The organism is Paraburkholderia sp. RL17-383-BIF-A (genome assembly GCF_046028015.1).
Taxonomy (GTDB): domain Bacteria; phylum Pseudomonadota; class Gammaproteobacteria; order Burkholderiales; family Burkholderiaceae; genus Paraburkholderia.
Genome location: NZ_JARESR010000039.1, coordinates 1 through 23,482, shown reverse-complemented (window position 1 = coordinate 23,482; position 23,482 = coordinate 1). Strand labels below are relative to the sequence as shown.

Annotated in this window: 17 protein-coding genes; 12 read left to right on the top strand and 5 right to left on the bottom strand. The window is 63.2% G+C overall.

Annotated elements, in window-relative coordinates; genetic code table 11:
• Window positions 1-5: 5 nt before the first annotated feature.
• The 9 genes from P0D71_RS31115 to P0D71_RS31075 all read left to right on the top strand — a co-directional run bounded on the left by P0D71_RS31115 (window position 6) and on the right by P0D71_RS31075 (window position 11,909).
• Window positions 6-1,547, top strand: a complete 1,542-nt coding sequence (locus P0D71_RS31115; protein ID WP_408483422.1) for a peptide MFS transporter — start codon at window positions 6-8, stop codon at window positions 1,545-1,547.
• A 213-nt stretch (window positions 1,548-1,760) separates the two neighbouring features.
• Window positions 1,761-3,233, top strand: coding sequence for a MocR-like pyridoxine biosynthesis transcription factor PdxR (pdxR, locus tag P0D71_RS31110; protein ID WP_408483421.1), 1,473 nt, complete (start codon window positions 1,761-1,763; stop codon window positions 3,231-3,233).
• A 241-nt stretch (window positions 3,234-3,474) separates the two neighbouring features.
• Window positions 3,475-5,472, top strand: coding sequence for a bifunctional 2',3'-cyclic-nucleotide 2'-phosphodiesterase/3'-nucleotidase (locus tag P0D71_RS31105; RefSeq protein WP_408483442.1), 1,998 nt, complete (start codon window positions 3,475-3,477; stop codon window positions 5,470-5,472).
• Complete coding sequence (locus P0D71_RS31100; RefSeq protein ID WP_408483420.1) at window positions 5,469-6,224, top strand: tetratricopeptide repeat protein; 756 nt, start codon at window positions 5,469-5,471, stop codon at window positions 6,222-6,224. Before P0D71_RS31105 ends, P0D71_RS31100 begins: the two co-directional genes overlap by 4 nt.
• Window positions 6,225-6,654: 430 nt before the next feature.
• Window positions 6,655-7,107: an HU family DNA-binding protein gene (locus tag P0D71_RS31095; RefSeq protein WP_007177969.1), complete on the top strand. Its 453-nt coding sequence runs from the start codon at window positions 6,655-6,657 to the stop codon at window positions 7,105-7,107.
• Window positions 7,108-7,510: 403 nt separating this feature from the next.
• Entirely contained in the window at window positions 7,511-8,920 is a 1,410-nt protein-coding gene (locus P0D71_RS31090; protein ID WP_091807082.1) for a circularly permuted type 2 ATP-grasp protein, read from the top strand.
• A 174-nt stretch (window positions 8,921-9,094) separates the two neighbouring features.
• Window positions 9,095-10,045, top strand: coding sequence for an alpha-E domain-containing protein (locus P0D71_RS31085; RefSeq protein WP_091807083.1), 951 nt, complete (start codon window positions 9,095-9,097; stop codon window positions 10,043-10,045).
• A gap of 12 nt (window positions 10,046-10,057) precedes the next feature.
• On the top strand, window positions 10,058-10,870 hold the full coding sequence (locus P0D71_RS31080; protein WP_408185128.1) for a transglutaminase family protein: 813 nt from the start codon (window positions 10,058-10,060) through the stop codon (window positions 10,868-10,870).
• 166 nt (window positions 10,871-11,036) lie between these two features.
• Entirely contained in the window at window positions 11,037-11,909 is an 873-nt protein-coding gene (locus tag P0D71_RS31075; RefSeq protein WP_091807085.1) for a proteasome-type protease, read from the top strand.
• 277 nt (window positions 11,910-12,186) lie between these two features.
• Here P0D71_RS31075 and P0D71_RS31070 read toward each other — a convergent pair whose 3' ends face one another.
• Together P0D71_RS31070 and P0D71_RS31065 are read right to left on the bottom strand one after the other, a co-directional pair.
• Entirely contained in the window at window positions 12,187-13,368 is a 1,182-nt protein-coding gene (locus P0D71_RS31070) for a porin (protein WP_408185129.1), read from the bottom strand.
• 416 nt (window positions 13,369-13,784) lie between these two features.
• Entirely contained in the window at window positions 13,785-15,113 is a 1,329-nt protein-coding gene (locus P0D71_RS31065) for a YihY/virulence factor BrkB family protein (RefSeq protein WP_408483419.1), read from the bottom strand.
• Window positions 15,114-15,329: 216 nt separating this feature from the next.
• On the opposite strand from P0D71_RS31065, the gene P0D71_RS31060 reads away from it, so the two are divergent.
• Together P0D71_RS31060 and P0D71_RS31055 are read left to right on the top strand one after the other, a co-directional pair.
• Window positions 15,330-15,869, top strand: a complete 540-nt coding sequence (locus P0D71_RS31060; protein ID WP_408185169.1) for a YbaK/EbsC family protein — start codon at window positions 15,330-15,332, stop codon at window positions 15,867-15,869.
• A gap of 226 nt (window positions 15,870-16,095) precedes the next feature.
• Window positions 16,096-17,655 carry a methyl-accepting chemotaxis protein gene (locus P0D71_RS31055; protein WP_091807089.1) on the top strand — a complete coding sequence of 520 codons (1,560 nt, stop codon included), beginning with the start codon at window positions 16,096-16,098 and terminating at the stop codon, window positions 17,653-17,655.
• 35 nt (window positions 17,656-17,690) lie between these two features.
• Here the strand turns inward: P0D71_RS31055 and P0D71_RS31050 are convergent, their stop codons facing one another.
• From P0D71_RS31050 to P0D71_RS31040, 3 genes are all read right to left on the bottom strand, one after another.
• On the bottom strand, window positions 17,691-19,178 hold the full coding sequence (locus P0D71_RS31050) for a SulP family inorganic anion transporter (protein WP_408483418.1): 1,488 nt from the start codon (window positions 19,176-19,178) through the stop codon (window positions 17,691-17,693).
• A 260-nt stretch (window positions 19,179-19,438) separates the two neighbouring features.
• On the bottom strand, window positions 19,439-20,029 hold the full coding sequence (locus tag P0D71_RS31045; protein ID WP_091807092.1) for a BPSL1445 family SYLF domain-containing lipoprotein: 591 nt from the start codon (window positions 20,027-20,029) through the stop codon (window positions 19,439-19,441).
• Window positions 20,030-20,239: 210 nt separating this feature from the next.
• Window positions 20,240-21,628, bottom strand: a complete 1,389-nt coding sequence (locus P0D71_RS31040; protein ID WP_408300012.1) for an FAD-binding oxidoreductase — start codon at window positions 21,626-21,628, stop codon at window positions 20,240-20,242.
• Between the two features lie 1,502 nt (window positions 21,629-23,130).
• Here P0D71_RS31040 and P0D71_RS31035 point away from each other — a divergent pair.
• Window positions 23,131-23,482: hypothetical protein (locus P0D71_RS31035; RefSeq protein ID WP_408483417.1), on the top strand; the 352-nt coding region annotated here is incomplete at its 3' end.

Genomic DNA, 23,482 nt, shown 5'->3' with positions numbered 1-23,482 from the left:
ACACGATGAATTCATCCAATCCGCCGGGCGCGCGCGTGTCGCAGACCCGTTCGTTTTCGACGGTCTTTCTGATCGAGATGTGGGAGCGCTTCGGCTACTACGGCATGGCCGCGCTGCTGGTCCTGTTCATGATCGACAAGCTGCAGTTCACCGACAGCCACGCCACCCTCACGTGGGGCGCGTTCACGGCGCTGGTGTATGCGTCGCCCTCGATCGGCGGCTGGATCGGCGACAAGATTCTCGGCGCGCGCCGCACGATGATCTTCGGCGCCGGCGTGCTGTCGGTCGGCTATTTCATGCTGGCGCTGCCCAATGACCAGCTTGCCTATATGTACGCGTCGCTCGGCGTGATCGTGGTGGGCAATGGTCTCTTCAAGGCCAATGCCGCGAATCTCGTGCGCCGTATTTATGAAGGCGACGACGCGCGCATCGACAGTGCGTTCACGATCTATTACATGGCGGTCAACATCGGCTCGACCGTGTCGATGCTCGCCACGCCGTGGATCAAGGACCATTGGGGCTGGCACACGGCGTTCGCCGTCTGCTGTGCGGGGATGCTGTTGTCGGTGCTGAACTATTTCGTCATGTTCCGCACGCTCGCGCATATTGGCTCCGCGCCGGATGCCGAACCGGTGCGCTGGAAGCGCGTCGGCGCGGTCGCGCTGGGCGGCCTCGCGCTCGGCGCGGCGACCATGTTCGTGCTGCAGCACAAGGCGATCGCGGTGGCCTGTGTGTACACGGCGGGCGTCGCGATTCTGGCGATCTTCGGCTACATGCTGATGAAGTGCGAACGCTCGGAGCGCTCGGGTCTGGTGGCCGCGCTGATTCTGACCGCGCAGGTGATCCTGTTCTTCGTGTTCTACGTGCAGATGTCGACCTCGCTCACGCTCTTCGCGCTGCGCAACGTCGATCCGCGTTTCATTCTGTTCGGCCAGACGTGGTTCACGTGGAGCGCCGCGCAGTTCCAGGCGCTCAATCCTATCTGGATCATGTTGCTGAGCCCTGTGCTTGCGCTGCTTTACACCAAGCTCGCGAAAAGCGGCAAGGACGTTCCTGTGGCGGTGAAGTACGCGTTCGGTTTCGCTGTGGTGGCGGCCGGCTTTTTCGTCTATGCGGCGAGTGGCAATTACGCGGTGAACGGACGCGTGTCGTCGTGGTTCATGGTGGGCGGCTACGGGCTGTATTCGCTCGGCGAACTGCTGGTGAGCGGTCTCGGGCTCGCCATGATCGCGCGTTACGTACCGGCACGCATGAGCGGCTTCATGATGGGCGCCTACTTCGTCGCGACCGGTGTGTCGCAATATCTGGGCAGCGTGGTGGCGAATTTCGCGCAGATGCCGGCCGGCGACATGGATCCACTCGAATCACTGCCGCTCTACACCAAGCTGTTCACCGGCCTCGGCTGGCTCGCGGCGGTGGGCGCGCTGGTGGCGGTTCTGCTGTTGCCGTTGATGCGCAAGCTGTCGCGCGAACATCAGCGCTGCAGCGACGAAGCGCGTGAGAGCGCGCGGCAAATCGCGGCACTGAACGGCGTGGTGGCGGAGTAATCCGCTGCACCATCGGCAGCGGTGCGAATGCGCCGCTTGCAGGCCGCCTTCACCTTGAGTGCCGAATTGAGTCCAGCACTCAATCCGGCACTTTCCGCATCAGGCCTTCCTGATCGTCAATGTCCGCTCAAATGCCGGCGACGGGGGTAAGCTTAGGACCGACATCGGTCTTTCGACTTAACCCTCTTCCGGATAGTTGAGGTAGCCACCCGGATGGAAATCCATATCGCGGTCCAAGGGCATCACGATCTGTCTGGACAGATCTATCGCCAGTTGCGCGCCGGCATCCTAGAAGGGCGCCTTGCCGGCGGCACGCGCCTGCCGTCCACGCGAGAACTCGCCACGCAACTGGGGGTGTCGCGCAAGACGACGCTCGACGTATTCGAGCGGCTACTTTCCGAGGGTTATCTCAGCGCCCGTGCCGGCTCGGGCACCTTCGTCGCCGACGGCCTGGAGCGTTTGCCGGTGGAGCGCTCCTCGCATGCGCGCGCGGCGGCTGTGTCGCGCGAGCGGGCCAAGGCGAAGGCCGCCGCGCGCGCCCAGCCGCTGTGGGAGGAGATGCCCGAGCGCCTCGCGTTGCCGCGTCCTTCGGTAATGTCGCCGCAGGACTTCATGGGCGGCGCGACCGACAAGACGCTGTTCCCCTTCGACGTGTGGCGCCGCTGCGTGAATCGTGCGTTGCGTGCGCAAGCGCGCGGCCCCGGCACGTATCGCGACGCGGCCGGCGAGCAGGAGTTGCGTCTCGCGATCTCGCGCTATCTGGCCTTTAACCGCGCCGTGGCGAGCAACTGGGAAGACGTGATCGTGACGCAAGGCGCGCAGCACGCGCTCGATCTGCTGGCTCGCGTCACCTTGCGGGCCGGCGACGTCGCAGCTATCGAAGACCCCGGTTATTCGCCCGCCCATGCCTGCCTGAAGGCCACCGGCGCGCGTGTGGTGCCCGTGCCGGTGGATGCGCAAGGGCTGATCGTGAGCAAGCTGCCGGACAAGGCGCGGCTCGTCTATCTGACGCCTTCGCACCAGTTTCCGCTCGGCATGCCGATGAGTCTCGAGCGCCGCGTCGAGTTGCTCGAATGGGCGCAGAAGCGCGGCGCGGTGATCATCGAGGACGACTACGACTGCGAGTACCGTTTCGAAGGCCGGCCGATGGAGCCGCTCAAAAGCCTCGATCGCGCCGGACTCGTGGCCTACGTGGGCACGTTTTCGAAGACGATCTTTCCGGAGCTGCGGGTCGGTTACGTGGTGCCGCCGGCCTCGCTCTACAGTCCGCTCCTCAAGGCGCGCCAGATCGCCGACTGGCACGGCTGCACGCTCACGCAAACCGCGCTCGCGGCCTTCCTGCTCAACGGCGATTTCGCCAAGCACCTGCGGCGCATGCACAAGACCTATGCGGCGCGCCGTGCGGTGCTGCTCGATCATCTGCACGGCGGCCTCGCGCCCTGGTTCGAACCGATCGTGCCCACGGCCGGCATCCACATGGCGGCGCACCTGAAAGCGCCGCTGACGGAGGAGGCCGTGGTTGGCGCGGCGCGTGAAGCCTCGATCGGATTGTATGGACTCGCACCGTTTTATTTGCGTGTGAAGGCGCGGCCCGGTCTGATTTTCGGCTACGGCAATATCGCGGTCGAGCATATCGACGCGGCGCTCACCAAGCTAGCCGGCATCCTGCCGCGGCTCGCGCAATAGGCACGCGAACCGCGCATACGGTTTACTCAAACCTATCTAATGCCCTACAAATCAGTGTCATAAACCCACCGTACGCTTGCGCCTCTGTAATTGTTTGTAATGCAAAGCCGGCCAGATGTGCCGGCATGACACGACGACAAACCGGAGGGCGGTAAGGATGCGAGTGACGTTCATGGCAGGCAAGCGGCTGCGCGCGCGAGGCGCGTTTGGCGCATGGGGAACCTCGGGGGCGCTGGGCGCAATGGGAATCGCCGCGGGTATCACGGCGTGCAGCAGCAGTGTCGACACGCCCGCGCCGCAAGTGGCGAACGGCACGACCGCGACGCTTGCGTTGCTGGAAACCACCGACATCCATACCAATCTGCTGAGTTACGACTACTACAAGCTGGCGGAAGACAAGTCGCTCGGTCTGGAGCGTACGGCGACGCTGATCGCGGCGGCGCGCAAGGAATTTCCCAATACCATGTTGCTCGACGACGGCGACACGATCCAGGGCACCGCGCTCGCCGACTATCAGGCGCAAGTCGCGCCGATCGATTGCAAGACCACGCTCGGTGTCTACAAGGTCATGAACCTGCTGAAGTACGACGCGGGCACGATCGGCAATCACGAATTCAACTACGGCCTGCCGTTTCTCGCGCAAGTGACGGGCAGCGCGTTCGACGTGCCGAACATGAGTCCGGTCGCCGCGCAGCCGGCATGCGCGGGGCCGAACTTTCCGCTGGTGCTCTCCAACGTGCTCGGCGCGAAATCGCAGCAGCCGATCTTCAAGCCGTACACGATTCTCGAGCGCACGATCACGGCCACGACGCCCGACGGCAAGACCGTCAGCGCGCCGGTGAAGATCGGCGTGATCGGCTTCACGCCGCCCGCTATCATGGCGTGGGACAAGCGCTGGCTCGACGGCAACGTCTACACGCAAGGTCTTGTCGAAAGCGCGTCGAAGTACGTGCCGGAAATGAAGGCGAAGGGCGCGCAGATCATCGTGGCGATGTCGCACGGCGGGCTCGACAACTCGACTTATTCGCCTTCGATGGAAAACGGCAGCTACTACCTGTCCAAAGTGCCTGGCATCGACGCCATGTTGATTGGCCATTCGCATCAGGTTTTCCCCGATAAAAACAGCACGGTCACGCAATTCAATCTGCCGGGTGTGGACAAGGTGAAAGGCACCGTCAACGGCGTGCCGACCGTGATGGCGAATTTCTGGGGCAAACATCTCGGCGTGATCAAGCTCGCGCTGAACTTCACGAACGGCACGTGGACAGTGGACCGAAACGCGAGCACCGCGGAAGCCCGCTCGATCCAGAACGCGGATAAAAGCTACGTCGCCGTCGATCCGGCGGTCTCGCAGGCGATCGCCGCCGAGCACGCCGCGACCATCAACTACGTGAAAACACCGATCGGCACGACCGACTTTCGCATGACCACGTACTTTGCCGACGTGGGCGACGTGTCGGCTATCGAAATCGTCAACCAGGCGCAGGCGGCCTACACGCAGGACTACATCAACGCGAATCTGCCGCAATATGCGGGCATTCCGGTGTTGTCGGTGAGCGCGCCGTTCAAGAGCGGCTTCGGCGGCGGCAACGATTTCACCGACGTCGCGCAAGGCAACGTGGCGATCAACAATGCCGCCGACCTCTATCTGTATCCGAACACCATCTACGCGGTGAAGGTGACGGGCGCCGACCTGAAGGCCTGGCTCGAAACCGCGGCGAAGCGCTTCAACAAGATCGATCCGGCCAACACCGCGCCGCAGGCACTCGTCAGCACGTATCCCGGCTATAACTTCGACATGATCACGTCGAAGGATTTCAGCTACGAAATCGACGTGACGCAGGCTGTCGGCAGCCGCATTCGCAACCTGAAATATCAGGGCGCGGCGATCTCGGACACGCAGTCGTTCATCGTCGCGACCAACAACTATCGCGCGAGCGGTGGCGGAAATTTCCCTGGGCTCGACGGCAGCAAGACGATTTACGCGTCGCCGGATGCGAGCCGCGACGTGCTGATCGCCTATATCAAGAAAGTGCAGGCCATCAAGGCGGCGAGCAACGGCAGCGATCGCAGCTGGCGCTTTACGAAGGTGGCAACGGCCGGCCCGGTGACCTTCCTGTCTGCGCCGAACCTGGCGGCGCTCGCGCAGGCCAACGGCATTGCCAACGTCGCCCAGATTCAGGCCGACGACGGCACGGGCAAGGGACTCGCGGTCTACACCGTGAACCTCAACCAATGAACGCAAGGCTTTCTTTGGCGCTGGCGGCGGCCGTCGCCATCACAGCCGGTACGTTCGTCGCGGTGGCCACGGTGGCCGCCACGCGCGTGTCCAACGTGCAGATCGACGACTGGCAGATGCAGGGCACGGCGACGCACGCGGCCTGGCCGCTGTGGCAGTTGCGCGTGACCTCGGCATTTGGCAACGCGACGGCGCGCGAAGCGCTCGCGGACGTGCTCGTGAATTCCGCCCGGCTCGACGAACGTCGCGAAGGCGTCGAGCTTTACCGGCAACTTGCGCTCGACGGCGCGCCGAGCGCACAGGCGACGCTCGGGCATTTGCTATTGCGCGGGCTGCCCGGCATCGCGCCGGACTATGTGGAAAGCCGCCATTGGCTGACGCTGGCGGCATCGCACGATTCGCGCGACGCCCAGGTGGCCTACGATCTTGCAACGCTTTATCGCAATGGTTACGGCATGGTGCGTGACGCAAGCCTGGCGATTCGCTGGCTCGAACAGGCGGCGCAAGCGGGCCTGCCGCTCGCGCAGTTCCAGCTTGCCAACGAGTATCGCTTTGGCACGAGCTTGCCGCACGACGACGCGTTGGCGCTGCAATGGCTCACGCGCGCGGCCAATGCGGAGTTACCCGAAGCCAACCTCGCGCTGGCAATGGCCTATCGCAATGGCGAGCTTGGCCTCGCGCGCGACGAAAGCGAGTACTGGGCTCACGTGAAGGAAAGCGAACACGATCTGAAACACGTCAGCCGGCAGTAACCGTGCGCTGAAACCGGCCCGCGATTTTCTGTCGCAGGGCGAGATTGGTCGCCCCCTGCAATGTTTTTCGCTGCAGGGGGCGCGTTTTTTCCGCCGCGTGAAAGAGCATGGCGTGCGAGCCGCGACGTCTTTTTTGCGATGACCGGACGATCCACCTTCTACTCTCCGATGCAGAAAGTGCCGTTATTCATGCATCGAAATGACTTGTAACGTACGTTACGTGTTCGTGTTGCCGAGCCCGCCTACGCACGTTTACCCGCTAAAACAAGCATCAAAATGTGTTGCGCAGTCTGCGCCGCGCAACAAACCTTCGCTGTTATACATAAAAGAGTCGCGCAAATCGTATTAGCGCTTGTAGAATCCGGCGTTGAAGCGTGCACATGTCGTGTGCGCTTCGTGCAATTCACTGACCACAACAGGTAGGAGAAACATGCCGACTTCCGCAAAAAAGGTGGCCAAGAAGGCTGCTGCCCCGGTACCGACCAAGAAGGTTGCTGCAAAGAAAGTTCCTGCGAAGAAGGCCGTCGCAGCTAAGAAGGTCGCCGTGAAGGCGTCCAGCGCTCCGTCGCCGATCAAGGACACCTTCACGAAGGCCTCGCTGGCTGCACACGTCGCTGAACGCGCTGCTGTGGAACCGAAGACCGCCAAGGCTGTTCTGGCCGCGCTCGAAGACACGATCCTCGGCGCCGTGCATAAGAAGGGTGCTGGCGAATTCACGCTGTCGGGTCTTCTGAAGATCGTCGTGCAAGCTGTGCCGGCGAAGAAGAAGCGCTTCGGCAAAGACCCGTTCTCGGGCGAAGAGCGTTGGTTCCCGGCCAAGCCGGCTAGCGTGCGCATCAAGGCACGTCCGCTGAAGAAGCTGAAGGACGCTGCTGCAGGCTGATCGCGTTTCACGCGTTGGCGTTGTATTTAACAATGGCTGACGCTTGAGACACCCGGCGGAAATTTCCGTCGGGACGATCCGCAGTGCATGTAGTCTGAAATCCCCGTGGGTGCGAATCCACGGGGATTTTTTATGCGCGTTCATGGCGTAGGCGAAGCCGGGCGAGAGCCCGAGGACTGTCCTGAGCGCGCACCGCGGTGCTGCGTATGCACCGTACTAGCGCATCATGGGCCGCCGCAGTACGATGACAGCGGAGCCTTGCCGGCCGGGATGCGCTGTTCGCGTGCATGCACCGTGTTTAGTACGCGAAAAGCTCAATGGCATAGCGCTTGCTTGATCGATTGTCGAACACCGAATGCGCAGCGCATTCGCCTTCTATCCGACAACAAGAGCGGGGCGTGACATGCGATGCTATGACGAGATGCGTCATCATGACGATGCCGTGCGACCACACTACGCGCGCTTTGAGCGATGGCTGGTGGAGCAGGGCAACGAGGCGATCGCACGCAAGCGTGCGGAAGCCGATCTGCTGTTTCGCCGGGTCGGCATCACCTTCGCGGTGAACGGGGACTTGTCCGGCACCGAGCGGCTGATCCCATTCGACCTGATTCCGCGCATCATTCCGCGCGGCGAATGGCAGACGCTGGAGGCCGGTTTGCGCCAGCGGGTGCAGGCGCTCAATCTGTTCATCCACGACGTCTATCACGATCGCAATATCGTGCGTGCCGGTATCGTGCCGGCCGAGCAGGTCTATACCAACGCGCAATATCGGCCTGAAATGCAGGGCGTGAATGTGCCGCTCGGTGTTTACGCGCATATCGCCGGTGTCGACGTGGTGCGCGCGGGCGACGAAGGCGAGTTCTACGTACTCGAAGACAACCTGCGAGTCCCGTCGGGCGTGTCCTATATGCTCGAAAACCGCAAGATGATGATGCGGCTTTTCCCTGAGCTCTTCGTGCAGAACCGCATTGCGCCGGTCGCGCATTATCCTGATCTGCTGCTCGATACGCTGCGCTCGGTCGCGCCCGAAGGCGTCGACGATCCGGTCGTGGTGGTGCTCACGCCGGGCATGTACAACTCCGCGTATTTCGAGCACACCTTCCTCGCGCAGCAGATGGGCGTGGAACTGGTGGAAGGCAAGGATCTCTTCGTCGACGATAACTATGTGTTCATGCGAACCACGCAAGGGCCGAAGCGCGTCGATGTGATCTACCGCCGCGTCGACGACGATTTTCTCGATCCGCTCGCCTTCCGCAACGACTCGGCGCTCGGCGTACCGGGCCTGCTGACCGCGTATCGCGCCGGGCGCGTGGCGCTCGCGAACGCCATGGGCACCGGTATCGCCGACGACAAATCGATCTACCCGTACGTGCCGGAAATGATCGAGTTTTACCTCGGCGAGAAGCCGATCCTCAATAACGTACCCACGTTCCAGTGCCGCAAGCCCGACGATCTGGCCTATACGCTCGCGCATTTGCCGGAACTGGTGGTCAAGGAAGTGCATGGCGCGGGCGGCTACGGCATGCTCGTCGGACCGGCTTCGACGAAAGCCGAAATCGAGGCGTTCCGTGAGCGTCTGATTGCGCGTCCGGCCGGCTATATCGCGCAGCCCACGTTGGCGCTTTCCGCGTGTCCGACGTTCGTCGAAAGCGGTATCGCGCCGCGCCATATCGACTTGCGCCCGTTCGTGCTGTCCGGCAAGACCGTCACGATGGTGGCCGGCGGACTCACGCGCGTGGCGTTGCAGGAGGGTTCGCTCGTCGTCAATTCGTCGCAGGGAGGCGGGACCAAAGATACATGGATGGTCGACTGACGCGGTTGCCGCTCGCGGTTGCAGATGTTTTCACGCAACCGCGCCTGCAACCCAGCGCGCCGGGGCGGCACGCAATACGCAATACGCAATACGCACGCCGCCGGCGCATACGGATAACCAGCGCGAGCCTTTTACTTCGACAAGGTCTCGCGTCATCAGATACGGAACGCCGTCATGCTAAGCCGAACCGCCGATCACCTTTTCTGGATGGCCCGCTACATGGAGCGCGCGGAGAACACCGCCCGCATGCTCGACATCAACCTGAAGGCGCTGCTGTTGCCGCAGACGCCCGAACAGGAGGCGCGCGCGCAACGCTCGGTGCTGCGCATTTCCGAACTCGAAACCGCGTTCGCGCAGCGCTACGACGAACCGACCCGAGAACACGTGCTCGATTTCATGGTGGCGGATTCGACCAATCCGTCGAGCATTCATTCGTGTTTGCAGGCCGCGCGCGAAAACGCCCGCGCGGTGCGCGGCACGTTGACGACCGAGTGGTGGGAAACCATCAACGACACGTGGCTCGAATTCAACGAGCGCATTTCGTCCGGTCAGGCGGCGAACAATCCCGGCGCCTTGTTCGAATGGGTGAAGTTCCGTTCGCACCTCTCGCGTGGCGTGACGATCGGCACCGCGCTACAGGACGACGCGTTCTTCTTCACGCAGCTCGGCACTTATCTGGAGCGCGCCGACAACACCGCGCGGATTCTCGACGTGCGCTTTGCCGACGTCGAACCGAATTCACGCGACGCCGCGCGCCAGCTCGAAGATTTCTACTACTGGACGTCGATTCTGAGTTCGGTGTCGGCGCTGGAGATTTATCGCAAGGTGTATCGCGACGTCGTCACGCCGGCACGCGTGGTCGAACTGATGATCCTGAATCAGCAGATGCCGCGTTCGCTGCTGGCGTCGCTCGAAGGCGTCTGTGCGAACCTCGCGATGCTGCGCACCTCGGGTTCGAACCAGTGCGAACGGTTCGCCGGCAAGCTGCGCGCCGAACTCGTGTACTCCGACATCCGGCAGATTTTCGAAGCCGGCCTGCACGCCTATCTGACGCAGTTCCTCGCTCGCGTATTCGAGCTTGGCAATCTGGTTGCGCGTACCTACCTGATGCTGCCAGTCGCCTGACGGAGTTTTTTTATGTACCTGACGATCCGCCACGACACGTCCTATCGCTACGAAGCGACTGTCCATTATTCGATCCAGCAACTGCGGCTGACGCCGTCGAGCGGCGCCTCGCAGGTCGTGCGGCGTTGGAGCATCGACGCGCCGGGCAAGCTCGACGCGACCTTCGACGCTTACGGCAACGTGCTGCATACGCTGGTCATCAACAAGCCGCATAGCGAGATCCGTCTGCACGTGGCCGGCGAAGTGGACACGATCCCGCTGGTCGATGGCTATCTGCCCGACGCTGTCGGCCCGATTCCGCTCGAACATTTCACCTGCTCGACGCGGCTGACCGAGGTCGATGCCGCGGTGCGTGAACTGGCCGAATCGGTGCCGAACCTGGCAAACTCGGCGAACCTGATCGCGCTGTCCGAACAGATCGTGCAGCGCGTGAAGTACAACCCGGGCGTCACGGAAGTTACCAGCACGGCTGCCCAGGCGCTCGCGCTTGGCAACGGCGTGTGCCAGGACCACGCGCATCTGATGCTGGCGTGCTGCCGCGCGCGTGGCATCCCCGCGCGCTACGTGAGCGGCTATATCGAGCCGGGTGATGTGGAGCATGCCGCGAGCCACGCGTGGGTAGACGTCTGGCTCGAAGGCAAGGGCTGGATTTCCATCGACGTCACGCATGCCGCGTTTGCCAGCGAAATCTACTGCCGCCTCGCCGTCGCGCGCGACTATGAGTCGGCTGCGCCGGTTCGCGGCCGCCGTATCGGCGGGCTGGAGGAACAGCTCAAAGTGTCCGTCATGGTCAGTGCGCAACAGCCGCAGCAACAGCCGCAATAGCGGGAAGAACGGGGCGACGACCCGAGAGGCCGCTAGAGGCTCTGGTGAGCGCCAGGCCTCATAACCATTCAGATTGGGCCCCCAAGGCCGTTATACGGAATGGCGGCGCATGCGAGCCGCATTACAATAGCGCCGTTCAGTCGTTTTTTTGCGGGTACCTTTTCTTATGACCTATTGTGTCGCGATGTCCGTCGACGAAGGTCTCGTGTTCCTCTCGGACACGCGCACCAATGCGGGCGTCGATCACATCAGCACCGCGCGCAAGATGTCGGTGTTCGAGCAGCCCGGCGAGCGCATGCTCGTGCTGCTGGGCGCCGGCAATCTGTCGCTCACCCAGGCGGTTTTGCACGAGCTGTCGGAGCCTGCGGATCCGTCGCTGCCCACGCTCTGGAACGCGCCAACCATGGCCGACGCGGCCCGTGTGATCGGCCGCGCGGTGCGGTGCGTGCATCAGCGCGAGGCCGAGGCGCTGCAGGAATTCGGCGTCGACTTCAATTGCAGCTTCATTCTCGGCGGGCAGATCGCGGGCAACCGGCCGCGCCTGTTCATGATTTACGCCGCGGGCAATTTCATCGAGGCGTCGGCGGTGAACCCGTATTTCCAGATTGGCGAGGCCAAGTACGGCAAGCCGATCATCGACCGCGTGCTCACGCCCTCCACGCCGCTCGACGAAGCCGCCAAGTGCGCGCTCGTCTCCATGGACTCGACGCTGCGCTCGAACCTGTCGGTCGGATTGCCGCTCGATCTGCTGGTCTACCAGAAGGACGCGTTGCGCGTCACGCGCTTCGTCTCGATCGATCAGGACAACGCGTACTTCGAGATGATTCACCGCACCTGGGGCGAGCGATTGCGCCAGGTGTTCGGCGAGATTCCCGACCCGGACTGGCAGGATTCGCCGAACGTGCCGCTGCTGCAACGCGAGCGGGCACTGGTGCTGTATCGCGCGCCGGTCGGCGCGGATGGCATAGAGCATGAACTCGACGCGAGGCCCGCGCAGACGTTGGCGCAGGCCGAGAAGGGCAAGTCGCAGCGCAAATAGGCTGCTGGCGTATGACCCGCTTCCGCTGGCTTGGGCGGGAGACGCAACATGGCGAGGCCGCCAGCAGCCCCAACCGGCTGCTGGCGGCCTTTTTTGCTTCAACCTGCGTAATGGCCGCGCATCTGACGAGCGGGGCATCCACGAGTATGTGATCGATCGCGCTGACGCGGCACGCGTGCCGGCATCACCGGGGCCAGGGCGAAAAAAAACCAGCCACAGGCTTTCGCCTGTGGCTGGTCTTCAACTGCGTGCTGCTTCAGCAGTCCGTCAAGTTCGATTAGAACTTGTGGCGGATGCCCAGGCTGACCAGCTCTTGCGAGCTGGAAGCCGAGTTGTAGCCGTACGAACCGATTGCAGCGCCTGCGTCGACCAGCGTGCCGGCCGAGGTGCGTTGCTGGCCGCTTGCGTGCTGATATGCGCCAACCAGGTAGATGTCCGTGCGCTTCGACAGGTTGTAGTCGCCGCCCAGGGAAACCTGGTGATACGTTGCGCTCGAATCGCCGCTAGCCTTCGTGTAGGTGTAGCCCACGCCAACCAGCATGGCCGGCGTTGCCTGGTAACCCAGGTATGCGCCACCGACGTTGTACTTCTCGGTCGAACCGAAGCCCGAGTTTGCGTCCGGCTTGTACTGTGCGTTGCTGTAACGCAGGTTAGCCGTGAACGGGCCTGCGACGTATTGCACAGCGACCGAAGCGATGCCGATCGACTTGGCTGCCGCGTACGCGCCGTTGACCTGGTTGTCGAACGTGCCGTCCGACGTGCTGCCATTCCAGCCCACCGAGCCTGCCGACGTGCGGCTAGCCAGCGTGTTGCCGTTGTCCATGCGGAAGTAGCCAGCAGCAACGCTGAACGGGCCCGTTGCGTACGTTGCAGCGCCCGACCACGATTGACCCGAACCCGTTGCACCAGCCACGCCGCCCAGAGCGTACATGCCTTCGAACTGGAAGCCGCCCCACACCGGCGAGGTGTACTTGATGGCGCTGCTCGTGCGCGAGGAGTTGTCGTTGTTGTCGACGTCGCCCGGCGTGGTGAAGGTCGAACCGAAGTAGTTGTCAGCCGTCAGCGGCTGAACCAGGTCGACGAGCGGGTCGTATTGACGACCCAGCGTGAACGTACCCCATTGGTCGCCCGTCAGGCCGACGTAGGCTTGACGACCGAACATCTTGCCACCTTGACCCAGCTTGCCGTTGTTGATGTCAAAGCCGTTTTCCAATTGGAAAATCGCCTTCAGACCGCCGCCGAGATCTTCGGTGCCTTTCAAGCCGAAGCGATTGCCTTGCAGGTTGCCGCCAACCAGGCCGACCTGGTTCGAGTTCTTGCCCGAAGCGTCAACCGTGTTGTGTGCGTACTGGATCGATTCATCGATCAAACCGTACAGGGTCACGCTGCTTTGAGCATGAGCGACGCCAGTGACGCTCAGGAGCGCCAGCGAGAGGGTAGACAGCGCGATTCGTTTCATCCATTTCTCCACGCAGATGATTAGTTTGTTGTTGCGGGAAGGAGAATAGCGCAGGAGGTCTACCGGCTAGAACTGGAAAAAAAAGACTGTCTCCAAAAACTGACAACTCGCGCAAAGCCTTGTATTTAAAGCGCGTTAACGATTATTTCCGTTTCAGCAACATTTAATCGTTGACCAAGCATTATTGTTGTTTTGTTGACAGTGACGGCTCTGGCACCTTCACTTTCGACACTTATTTGAAGGTCTGTCGTAAGAAACTCGTCTACTTTTTTGGGGCGCTTTGTAGGAAACACGTAAAAATTTCGATGCATTTCGCTTGACGCACGCGCTGGACAGGTCTCTCCCGCTGTGGTCAGGCGCACCACGCTGGCGCATAGGCGGAGCACGCGGCGCGGGGCGGATTGCAACCGCGTGGCCTAGGGATTCGGGTCGCGTTCGCCGTTGCTGCGCCGCGCGACCGTTGCCGCAGTCAGCCCGGCAGCGGCGGCGAACAGCACCGAAGTCCACGGGTGCCGCCTCACGTAGCGATCCGCCGCAACGGCTTTGCGACCGGCCTCGATCAGCGCGACGGCGGCGATGCGAGTGGCTTGCGCCTCGGCCGATACGACAGTCCTGCCGAGTTTGACCGCCGTCGCGCGTGCCGACTTCTTGTTACTCGCTCGAGCTCGAAGCGCCGCTGCCGGCGTCGCGCCGGTCAGCGTGCCGGATGTCGCGTCAGACTGGACGCACGCGAGCGCGGCGTCGCTCGAAGCGGTGCGCTCACGCGCGACTTGCGGCGCGGCTTGCGCGGCGACCGTCGATGCCGCCAGCACCGACGCCAGCTTGGCGCGGCTGCCGGGCGGCGTGTCGTCCTGCATGCCCCAGCCTCCGCGCGGATCGAGCATACGCCCGCGCGCCGCAGAAAACTCCGCGCCGAGCAGCAGCACGGCGGCGGAGAAATACAGCCACATCAGCAACACGGCGAGGGAGCCGGCCGCGCCGAACGAACTGGCCATCCCGGCGTGCGCGATATAGAGCGCGAACAGCTTTTTGCCCGCCGAAAACAGCACCGCGGCAACGATCCCGCCCACGAACGCATCGCGCCAGCGCACGCGAGCGTCCGGCAGGAACTTGAGCAGGCCGGCGAACGCAAAGGCCAGCACCAGCAGGCCGACGCCGAGTTGCAGCAGGTTGCCGATCACCACATACGGCGAGTCGCCCCACAGCCACTTGCCGATGAAGGTAATGACCGTGTCGAGCACCAGCGAAACGATCAGCAGGAACGCGACGCCGAGCACCAGGCCGAACGAGATCAGGCGCACACGCACCAGCGCGATCACGCTCGATGACCGTGGCCCCGTATACGGCCACACTATATTGAGCGCGCTATTGAGCGACGAAAAGGTGGCCGAAGCGCCGATCGCCAGCATCGTGAACGAAATGATGGCCGCAATGCCGCCGGCGCTGCCGCTGTGATGGGCATTTTCGACGATGGTTTGCACGCCCGCGGCGGCCTGGTCGCCGAGCAATCCGTGAATGTGGTCGAACAATTCGCCGCGCGCGGCTTCCGCGCCGAAGAACCAGCCGGCCACGGCGATCACCATCACCAGAGTGGGCGCAAGCGAAAACGCGGCATAGAAGGCGATGCTTGCCGCCATGGCCGCGCAGCGGTCTTCGGCAAACTGTTTGAAGGCGCCGATGGCCCAGTTGGCCTGCTTGCGGGCCACCAATTGCAGGTTCTCGGCGGAAAGCGTGTCGATGTCCATGGTCGTGTTTCTCAAAAGGTACAGGCGCCGCGCGCGTCAGGCGGTTGGGCGGGGGCGAACCGTTGAGGCAGCCTTGACGCAGTCTTCGCGTGAAAGCCTTCCGCAAACCTTGTGCCTGTCACTATAACAAGCGGCCGCGGCATGCGCGGACCCCGCGCACCTCGGGCGGGGCGTGCCGTTAGAATGCCGAGGGATCCCCATACACTTTTGCTCGCTATGCACTCGCACGAACTCGTACAGCAGTTGGACATTATTCCCGCCGAACAATTGGGCGCGCATCTACCTGCGCATGTCGTAGAGCAATTGCCGGCCCAAGGCGTGACGGTTTTCTCCGTCACCGACGACGCTTCGGATACCGCCGAATTCAGCGCGCGTTACGGCTTCGGCCTGGAAGACTGCGCGAACACGATCGTGATCCGCTACAAGAAAGAGGGCGCCGAACATTACGCCGCGCTGGTCTCGCTGGGTTCGCTGCGCCTCGACATCAACGGCGCGGTGAAGGCGGCGTTGGGCGCGCAGCGGCTTTCGTTCGCCAAGCGGGAAGCGGCGGTCGAGCATAGCGGCATGGAGTTTGGCGGTATCACGGCCTTCGGCTTGCCGGCCGACTGGCGCGTTCTCGTCGACGCCGCCGTCATGGAGCGAACCCAAGTCGTCATGGGCGCTGGCGTGCGGGCCGCCAAGCTGTTGCTGGCGCCCGATGTATTGCGTCAGTGGCCGCGCTGCGAAGTCGCCGCGCTGACGCTGCCGGCGGAGTAACGCCTCACCTGGCCCGCGTGCACGAAATCGGATCGGCAGACGGCGCCGCCGCGTCGAGCATGTCGTGAGCAGCGCCGGCAAAGTGCGTGCGTGGGCCCGGCGACTGCCGCCGATCGGCAAAGCCTGAAGTTTTCCCTCGCTCCGCCGTTAATCCTGAAGATGGACATGAATCGCCGGGGCGTCCGCCCTGGCGGCGCGTCGACAAACAAGTACAAGGGATACGGAGATGGAACGGTTTCGCCTGAAGGTGCGGCTTTGGCTCGCACTAGCGGTAATGTGCATGGGTATTCTGGCAATCGGCCTGTGGGGCGCGTTCAAGACACGCGACACGATGATCGCCGACCGCCAGGCCGAACTGAAGAGCGTGGTCAGCGTCGCGTACAGCGTGCTGGACCGCTATAACGGTCTGGTCGCCTCAGGCGCCATGCCGCTCGCCGACGCGCAACGCTCGGCGATGGCCGATCTGCGCGCGATGCGCTACGACGGCGCCGGTGGCTATCTCGTGATTGAAGACGCGCAGGCCCGTGTGCTCATGCACGGCGTGCGTGCCGACCTCGAAGGCAAGGACATGAGCGGCTTCACCGACCCGCAAGGGCGCCACGTGTTCAAGGACGGCTCCGATCTCGCCCAGCGCGAAGGCGAAGGCTTCATCCACCTGCAGTTCCTGAAGCCCGGCTCCAACCAGATGGCGCCGAAGGTCAACTACGTGCGCCTCTACAAACCATGGGCCTGGACGATCGTCACCGGCGTATTCACCGACGATATCGACGCCGCGTTCTACACGACGCTGATCCAGTACGTGGGCGCCGCGCTGATGCTGTGTCTGGTGGTGTCGCTCGTGATCGGCGTGATCCTGCGCAGTATCTTGCGGCAACTCGGCGGCGAACCGGCCTACGCGGCGCAGATCGCCGCGCGCATCGCCGACGGCGAGCTCGACCTGGTCGTCGAAACGAAGGCGGGCGACGAAGCCAGCCTGCTCGCCGCCATGCGGCGCATGCAGCAGCGCCTCGCGCAAGCGATCGCGCAGATTCGCGGCGGCGCGACGCTGATCTCGACGGTGTCCAACGAAATTGCCGCCGGCAACGCGGATCTGTCGCGCCGGACCGAACAGCAGGCCACGGCGCTCGGCGAAACCGCGTCGAGCATGGAGCAGATCACCGCGACCGTGAAGCAGAACGCCGACAACGCGAAGCAAGCGAGCCAGCTCGCGCATAACGCATCGGAGACAGCAGCGCGCGGCGGCGAAGTGGTCGGTCAGGTAGTCGAGACGATGCGCGGCATTTCGCAGTCGTCGCATCGGATTGGCGACATCATCGGCGTGATCGAAGGCATTGCGTTTCAGACCAACATTCTCGCGTTGAACGCGGCCGTCGAAGCGGCGCGCGCCGGTGAGGAAGGGCGTGGCTTCGCGGTGGTGGCGGGCGAAGTGCGCAGCCTCGCGCAACGCAGCGCGGCGGCGGCCAAGGAGATCAAGGCGCTGATCGAAGAGTCGGCCGCGCAGATCGAAGGCGGCTCGCAGTACGTGAGCCGCGCTGGCGAAACCATGCAGGAAGTCGTGCAGGCGGTGCGTCGCGTGACGGACATCATGGGCGAGATCAGCGCGGCTTCGGTGGAGCAAAGCTCGGGCATCGAGCAGGTCAACATCGCGGTGGCGAGCATGGATCAGACGACCCAGCAAAACGCGGCGCTGGTGGAGGAGGCGAGTGCGTCCGCGGATGTGCTCAAAGCGCAGACCGGCCAGCTTAGCGCGGCAATCGCCGTATTCACGCTACCGGAAGGCCGCTGACCGAAAGCCCGCCGTTGGGCGAGGCGGGCACGTCGTCACGCCAATGCGATACCGGCGCGGCTCAGCAGACGCTGGTTGCGCTCGGACAGATTCTTCATGCGCAATTGTTTGCCGGCTTTTCGATAGCGCTCGACGAGGCCTTGCAGCGCCGCGAGCGCGGAATGGTCGGCCAGCAGCAGATCGCGGCAGTCGACCGTGACGCGCTCGGGATCTTGCAGCGGGTCGAACAGCTCATGAAAACGGGCGGTCGACGCGAAAAACAGCGTGCCGCGCGGCGCGTAGATCTTGTCACCGGCGCGATCTTCGACATGCGCATGAATTTCGCGGGCGTGCTGCCACGCGAAATTGAGCGCGGCGATCACGATGCCGCACAGCACGGCGATCGCCAGATCGGAAAACACGGTGATGATGGTGACCGCCACGATCACCAGCGCGTCGTTGCGCGGCACCTTGCCCAGCACCCGCAGCGAGCCCCACGCGAAAGTGTGCTGCGCCACCACGAACATCACGCCGACCAGCGCCGCCAGCGGAATGCGCTCGATCAACGGCGACAGGAACAGGATGTACATCAGGATCATCACGCCGCTGACGATCCCCGACAGACGCGAACGGCCGCCCGAATTGAGATTGATCATCGTCTGGCCGATCATCGCGCAGCCGCCCATGCCGCCGAACAGACCCGAGGCGATATTCGCGGCACCGAGCGCGAGGCATTCACGGTTCGGCTGGCCGCGCGTTTCGGTGATCTCGTCGGTCAGATTGAACGTGAGCAGCGTTTCCAGCAGACCGACGATCGCCATCAGCACCGCGTAGGGCAGCACCACATGCAGTGTCTCAAGATTCAGCGGGACCTCCGGCATGCGCAAAAGCGGCAGGCCGCCCGCAATATGCGCCATGTCGCCGAGCGTGCGCGTGGGCAGGTGCAGCAACTGCGTGAACAGGCCGACGCCGACGATCGCCACCAAAGCAGGCGGGGCCGCACGCGTGAGCCGCGGCAGCAGATAGACGATCGCCATGGTCAGCGCGACGAGTCCGCTCATCATCAGCAACGCGCTGCCGTGCAGCCATTGTTCGCCTTCTGGCGTGCTTTGCCTGAAATGCGCGAGCTGCGCGGTCGCGATGACGATCGCGAGCCCGTTCACGAAACCGAGCATGACCGGATGCGGCACCATGCGGATCAGTTTGCCGAGCCGCAGCGCGCCGAACAGCACCATCAGGATGCCGCTGAGGATCACGGTGGCGAGCAGATATTGCGCACCGTGCTGCACGACGAGCGCCACGATGACTACCGCCATCGAACCGGCGGCACCGGAAATCATGCCGGGCCGTCCGCCGAACAGGGCCGTGATGGTGCAGATGAAGAACGCGCCGTACAGACCCATCAAGGGATTGAGGTGGGCGACCAGCGCGAAGGCGATGCATTCCGGCACCAGCGCGAAAGACGAGGTCAGTCCTGCGAGGACATTGCTTTTGATATCGGGCAGCGCGGCAAGCCGGCCGTGAGTGGGACGAGCGGTGTTCATCTTCAGCGAGGAGGGAGTCCTGGCAAGCGGCGTGCGTGGACGCGAAACGCGCGAATTCGGACAGGTGAATGTCTCGGCCTGAAGCGCAGCAATGGCCGGGCAAGATGGCGAAAAGGCTGGATTTTACAGCAGGGCAGTCAAACTCACCGGTGAGGGGCGCCGTGAGGTGAGCGGCGGCGCGCAGGGGTGGTCGCGCGTCTAGCCCAAAGAAAAACGCCACGCAGCCGGCGAGATGGCTGCGTGGCGTTTTGGCCGCGCGCTTAAATCATCAGGCGCGAGACTTTAGTGCCTTCGAGCGATACGCCGGCCATCAAACCGCCGTTCGTCAGTACAAAGGCTTCGACCGGGCTGGTGGCGGTCGACGTGTCGACCGCGCCGTTCGCGCCAACTTTCAGCACGGCAACCGTTGCGTCCGCGCCGGCGGCCCAGCCCTGGCTGCCGAGGAATTTGTCGAGCGCCTCTTGCGTCATGAACAGGAACACGAGCGCCTTGGACTGCGCGCCGATCTGCAAACCGAACGAGCCCGCAGCGGTGCTGTAGTAGCCGGCCGTGCGGCCTGCCACGCGCAGCGCGCCTTCGCCGTATTGGCCGCCAACCCAGAAGCCTGCCGAGATCACGGACGGGAACACCAGTACACCGCGCGCTTTCGCCACCAGTTCGCGCGAACCGGTGACGTTCGCGTACAGACGCGAAAGCGTCGAATCGATCCCCGCGTTGATGGTGTCGCGCTTGCCGGCGTTGGCGGCAGGCGATGCGCTCGAGGACGGCGACGTCGTCGTGCAGCCGGCGAGGCCAAGGCCCGCCGAGGCAAGAGCGGCGCTGGTCGTCATGATGAATTGTCGTCTGCGCATGATTGTTTTCCTTATGCGTTATTTACGTTATGGAGGCTGCGTTCTCGTTTCCAGTCGAGTGGTCGTATCGTGACGCAGGGCGTGCCGTGCGTCGGTTAGTAACCAGCATTTAGCGTGCCTGCCCCCGTGGTTTAGCAGGCGCGGCGTGCCGGACCCGCACGCACGCGGATCGGCACGCGATTCGCGCGCCGTTTCCCCGTGCTGCTATGACTACGCCGATGGCCGGATGTTCTGATTGCAGCGGAACAGGTTGCGCGGATCGTAGCGGTTTTTTACAGTCACCAGCCGTTCGTAGTTCGCTCCGTACGCCTCGGCGACGCGGCCGCCTTCTTCCTGCGTCATGAAATTGACGTAGACGCTGCCCAGCGCAAACGGCGCCGCCGCGTCGAAGAACGCGCGAGCCCAGGCGATGCAGCGCTCGTCGTCGCTCGCATCGTCCCAGCGGCCGTGCACGTTCATCGCGTACAGCGTGTCGCGGCTCGAATAGGCGGTGGCTTCGACAGGAACGCGCTGGGTCTGCGCGCCGATCTGTCCGAAGAAAATCTCGCATTGCGGCGACGGCAGGTTGTCGATCGCGCCGAGCAGCGCGTCGATGAGCCCGTCCTGGATCTCGCCGAGGTTGTGCGATTTCCAGTAGTTGCGCGCGCCCGGCGTGAGCAGCGGGTCGAACGCCTGTTGCCACGCGACATACGGCATCGGGCCGAGATGTTCGCCGAGCGGCGTTCCGAATGCGCGGACCGATTCCACCGCGGATGGCCCGTTTTCAACAGGGCCGTTGTAGCACATCGCGAACACGATCACCGGCTTGCCGTGTACTTCGGGCGGCAGAAACGGCAGCGGCGGCGCGAGTCGCAGCACTGCCCACACGCTCAGTTCCTCCGGCATGCCGGCATTCGCCGCGCGGTACTTGAGCAGGGCGTCCCGCGCCTGGGCGAGCGGCAGGACGACAAGGCCGCCGTAGACCAGCGGTCCGACCGGATGCAACGCGAACTCGAACCGCGTGACGACGCCGAAATTGCCGCCGCCGCCGCGAATGGCCCAGAACAGATCTTCATGCGAAGCGGCGCTCGCAGTGAGGAATTCGCCCTCCGCGGTCACGACGTCAGCCGAAACCAGATTGTCCACCGTCATGCCATATCTGCGGCTCAGCCAGCCGAAACCGCCGCCGAGCGTCAGGCCCGCGACGCCGGTGGTCGAGTTGATGCCGAGCGGAGTGGCGAGCCCGAACGCCTGCGCTTCATGGTCGAAATCGTGCAGCGTCGCGCCCGGTTCAACAGACGCGCGCCGTGCCGCGGGATCGATGCGCACCGATTTCATCTGCGTCAGGTCGAGCACTACACCGTCGTCGCACAATGCGCTGCCGCCAATGTTGTGGCCGCCGCCGCGAATCGCGAGCGGCAGACCGTTGTCGCGCGCGAAGGCCACGCCCTGGCGAACGTCGGCTACGCCTGCGCAACGCAAGATGATTGCCGGATGCCGGTCGATCATCGCATTCCAGATGCTGCGCGCCTGATCGAAGTTCGGGTCGCCGGGCAGCAGCACCTGGCCCCGGATGGCGGTTTTCAATTCGTCGACGGCGCTGCTGGACACATTAACCATGGCTCATCTCCTGAGATAGTGGAAGACGCTCGCAGAACACTATTCAGCTGCCGAGAGCAAATCGGAAGTGTCCTGAAAGGTTGTTTTGCGTCCAGTAAACGAGCCTGCCCCCTGAAGTCAAACAAAGGTAAACCCGCGTTTCTTACCGATTGTCCGCGAGGGCTCGCGCGACAGGCATCCGCGGGAGCCGCCGGCGATGATGCCCGGTTCGATCCCGTGGATGGTGGAAATGCTTCGGAAAAAGATGCTGCCAGGAAGTGTTGGTTATGCGGTGGCGTGGTGGTTGCGCAGCGACACTTTCTGGATTGGCACTCATCGCGATGAGCTGGCATTTCGTTCTCTTGGCGGTTTGCGACCAGGGGCACGGTTTTTAATCTGATGTTTTTAGTGCCTCGCTGAATCGCCAGGCAGCCGTTCCGCCGATTAAAAAACACGGGGTGTGTTGTCTGTGTGATTGCCCTCACACCCACCTCGACAGTCGCTCTTTTATGTTCGGGGAAGTTCGGGGACTCACATAGCATTTCTTTTCGGCGTTCTGAGGCAACGATCGTGTCGCTTTAATTCGTCCTGTGAGTATGCCAGCGCTGGTGAGAATAATAGTTGGGAGTGCGTATCGGATGACATGATTTCCCGGGCCTTAATAAAAAGCGGTAATTGACGATCTTTGACAATCCGGCCGCGCAATTAATCGCAAATGCGCCGTAGATGTCGCATTGCGTGGTCTAGCGCACGGTGACTGAACAGTGCTCCGCATAACTTCAACGTCCATCAGACCCAGCTGTGTCATATGAAAAATCAGTGCGTACACAGCCAATCGTTTTTCTCGAAACACGTTGAATCGGACCGGGGTTTTCCGCGAGAGAAATGCCGGACGTCATGCGGTTTCAGCGTGACGCGAGGTAATGGCGAGTGGGTTTTGAAGTTTCATTTTTAACAGTGACAGAGATTCACTCGTTATCTAGGCCGGTCTTTCAAGGGATATAGTTAGGAAAATGAAATGAAAAAGCAAAACGGGGACGTGCTGGCGTTGGGGACGCGCCGGGCTGTATTTGCAGTTGCCGTGAGTTTGTATGCGGCGATGGCGGGTGCGCAGACGAATCAGGCGGTGACTGCGGCACCGTCGGCCGGTCCGGGGAAGATCATGATTGCGCAAGCGTTGCCGATTGATTGTTCGTCGTTCGACACACTTGGCTGCAAGGAGGAAAGCGCTGACCTCGTAACCTCTGGCGGAATTGGAATCGCCGCGGCCGCGGAAGGGTTCGGATCGCTATCGGCTGCGGGCTTGCAAGGCGGCGGAAATGGGAACTCGTCGGGAGGGGCTGCGGCTGCGGGCAATGGCGGCGGGAATGGTGGCAATGCGGCGAGCGGCGGGAATGGCGGGACTAACTCCGGCGCGGCGGGGCTTGGTGCTGGGAGTACGGGTAGCGGCAGCGGTGGGAAGGGAGGCGCGGGATCGGGAGGCGGGACTAATAGTGGTGGGACGGGTAGCGGCGGAACCGGGAGTGGTGGAACTGGGAGCGGTGGGACTGGTAGCGGCGGAACCGGGAGTGGTGGAACTGGTAGCGGCGGAACTGGCGGTGGTGGGACCGGTAGTGGCGGAACTGGCAGTGGTGGGACCGGTAGCGGCGGAACTGGCAGTGGTGGGACGGGAAGCGGCGGAACTGGCAGTGGTGGGACCGGTAGTGGCGGAACTGGCAGTGGTGGAACTGGTGGCGGAGGAGCCGGTAGCGGTGGAACTGGAAGCGGCGGAACCGGCACAGGCGGTGACGGCGGAAATGGTGGCGGCACCGGTGGCCATGGTGACGGCGGCCACGGCGATGGCGGCCATGGTGACGGTGGTCATGGCGATGGCGG

Coding starts and splice junctions, on each gene's coding strand:
- P0D71_RS31115 (WP_408483422.1), top strand. CDS start 6: ATGAATTCATCCAATCCGCCGGGCGCGCGCGTGTCGCAGACCCGTTCG.
- pdxR (WP_408483421.1), top strand. CDS start 1,761: ATGGAAATCCATATCGCGGTCCAAGGGCATCACGATCTGTCTGGACAG.
- P0D71_RS31105 (WP_408483442.1), top strand. CDS start 3,475: ATGGGAATCGCCGCGGGTATCACGGCGTGCAGCAGCAGTGTCGACACG.
- P0D71_RS31100 (WP_408483420.1), top strand. CDS start 5,469: ATGAACGCAAGGCTTTCTTTGGCGCTGGCGGCGGCCGTCGCCATCACA.
- P0D71_RS31095 (WP_007177969.1), top strand. CDS start 6,655: ATGCCGACTTCCGCAAAAAAGGTGGCCAAGAAGGCTGCTGCCCCGGTA.
- P0D71_RS31090 (WP_091807082.1), top strand. CDS start 7,511: ATGCGATGCTATGACGAGATGCGTCATCATGACGATGCCGTGCGACCA.
- P0D71_RS31085 (WP_091807083.1), top strand. CDS start 9,095: ATGCTAAGCCGAACCGCCGATCACCTTTTCTGGATGGCCCGCTACATG.
- P0D71_RS31080 (WP_408185128.1), top strand. CDS start 10,058: ATGTACCTGACGATCCGCCACGACACGTCCTATCGCTACGAAGCGACT.
- P0D71_RS31075 (WP_091807085.1), top strand. CDS start 11,037: ATGACCTATTGTGTCGCGATGTCCGTCGACGAAGGTCTCGTGTTCCTC.
- P0D71_RS31070 (WP_408185129.1), bottom strand. CDS start 13,368: ATGAAACGAATCGCGCTGTCTACCCTCTCGCTGGCGCTCCTGAGCGTC.
- P0D71_RS31065 (WP_408483419.1), bottom strand. CDS start 15,113: ATGGACATCGACACGCTTTCCGCCGAGAACCTGCAATTGGTGGCCCGC.
- P0D71_RS31060 (WP_408185169.1), top strand. CDS start 15,330: ATGCACTCGCACGAACTCGTACAGCAGTTGGACATTATTCCCGCCGAA.
- P0D71_RS31055 (WP_091807089.1), top strand. CDS start 16,096: ATGGAACGGTTTCGCCTGAAGGTGCGGCTTTGGCTCGCACTAGCGGTA.
- P0D71_RS31050 (WP_408483418.1), bottom strand. CDS start 19,178: ATGAACACCGCTCGTCCCACTCACGGCCGGCTTGCCGCGCTGCCCGAT.
- P0D71_RS31045 (WP_091807092.1), bottom strand. CDS start 20,029: ATGCGCAGACGACAATTCATCATGACGACCAGCGCCGCTCTTGCCTCG.
- P0D71_RS31040 (WP_408300012.1), bottom strand. CDS start 21,628: ATGGTTAATGTGTCCAGCAGCGCCGTCGACGAATTGAAAACCGCCATC.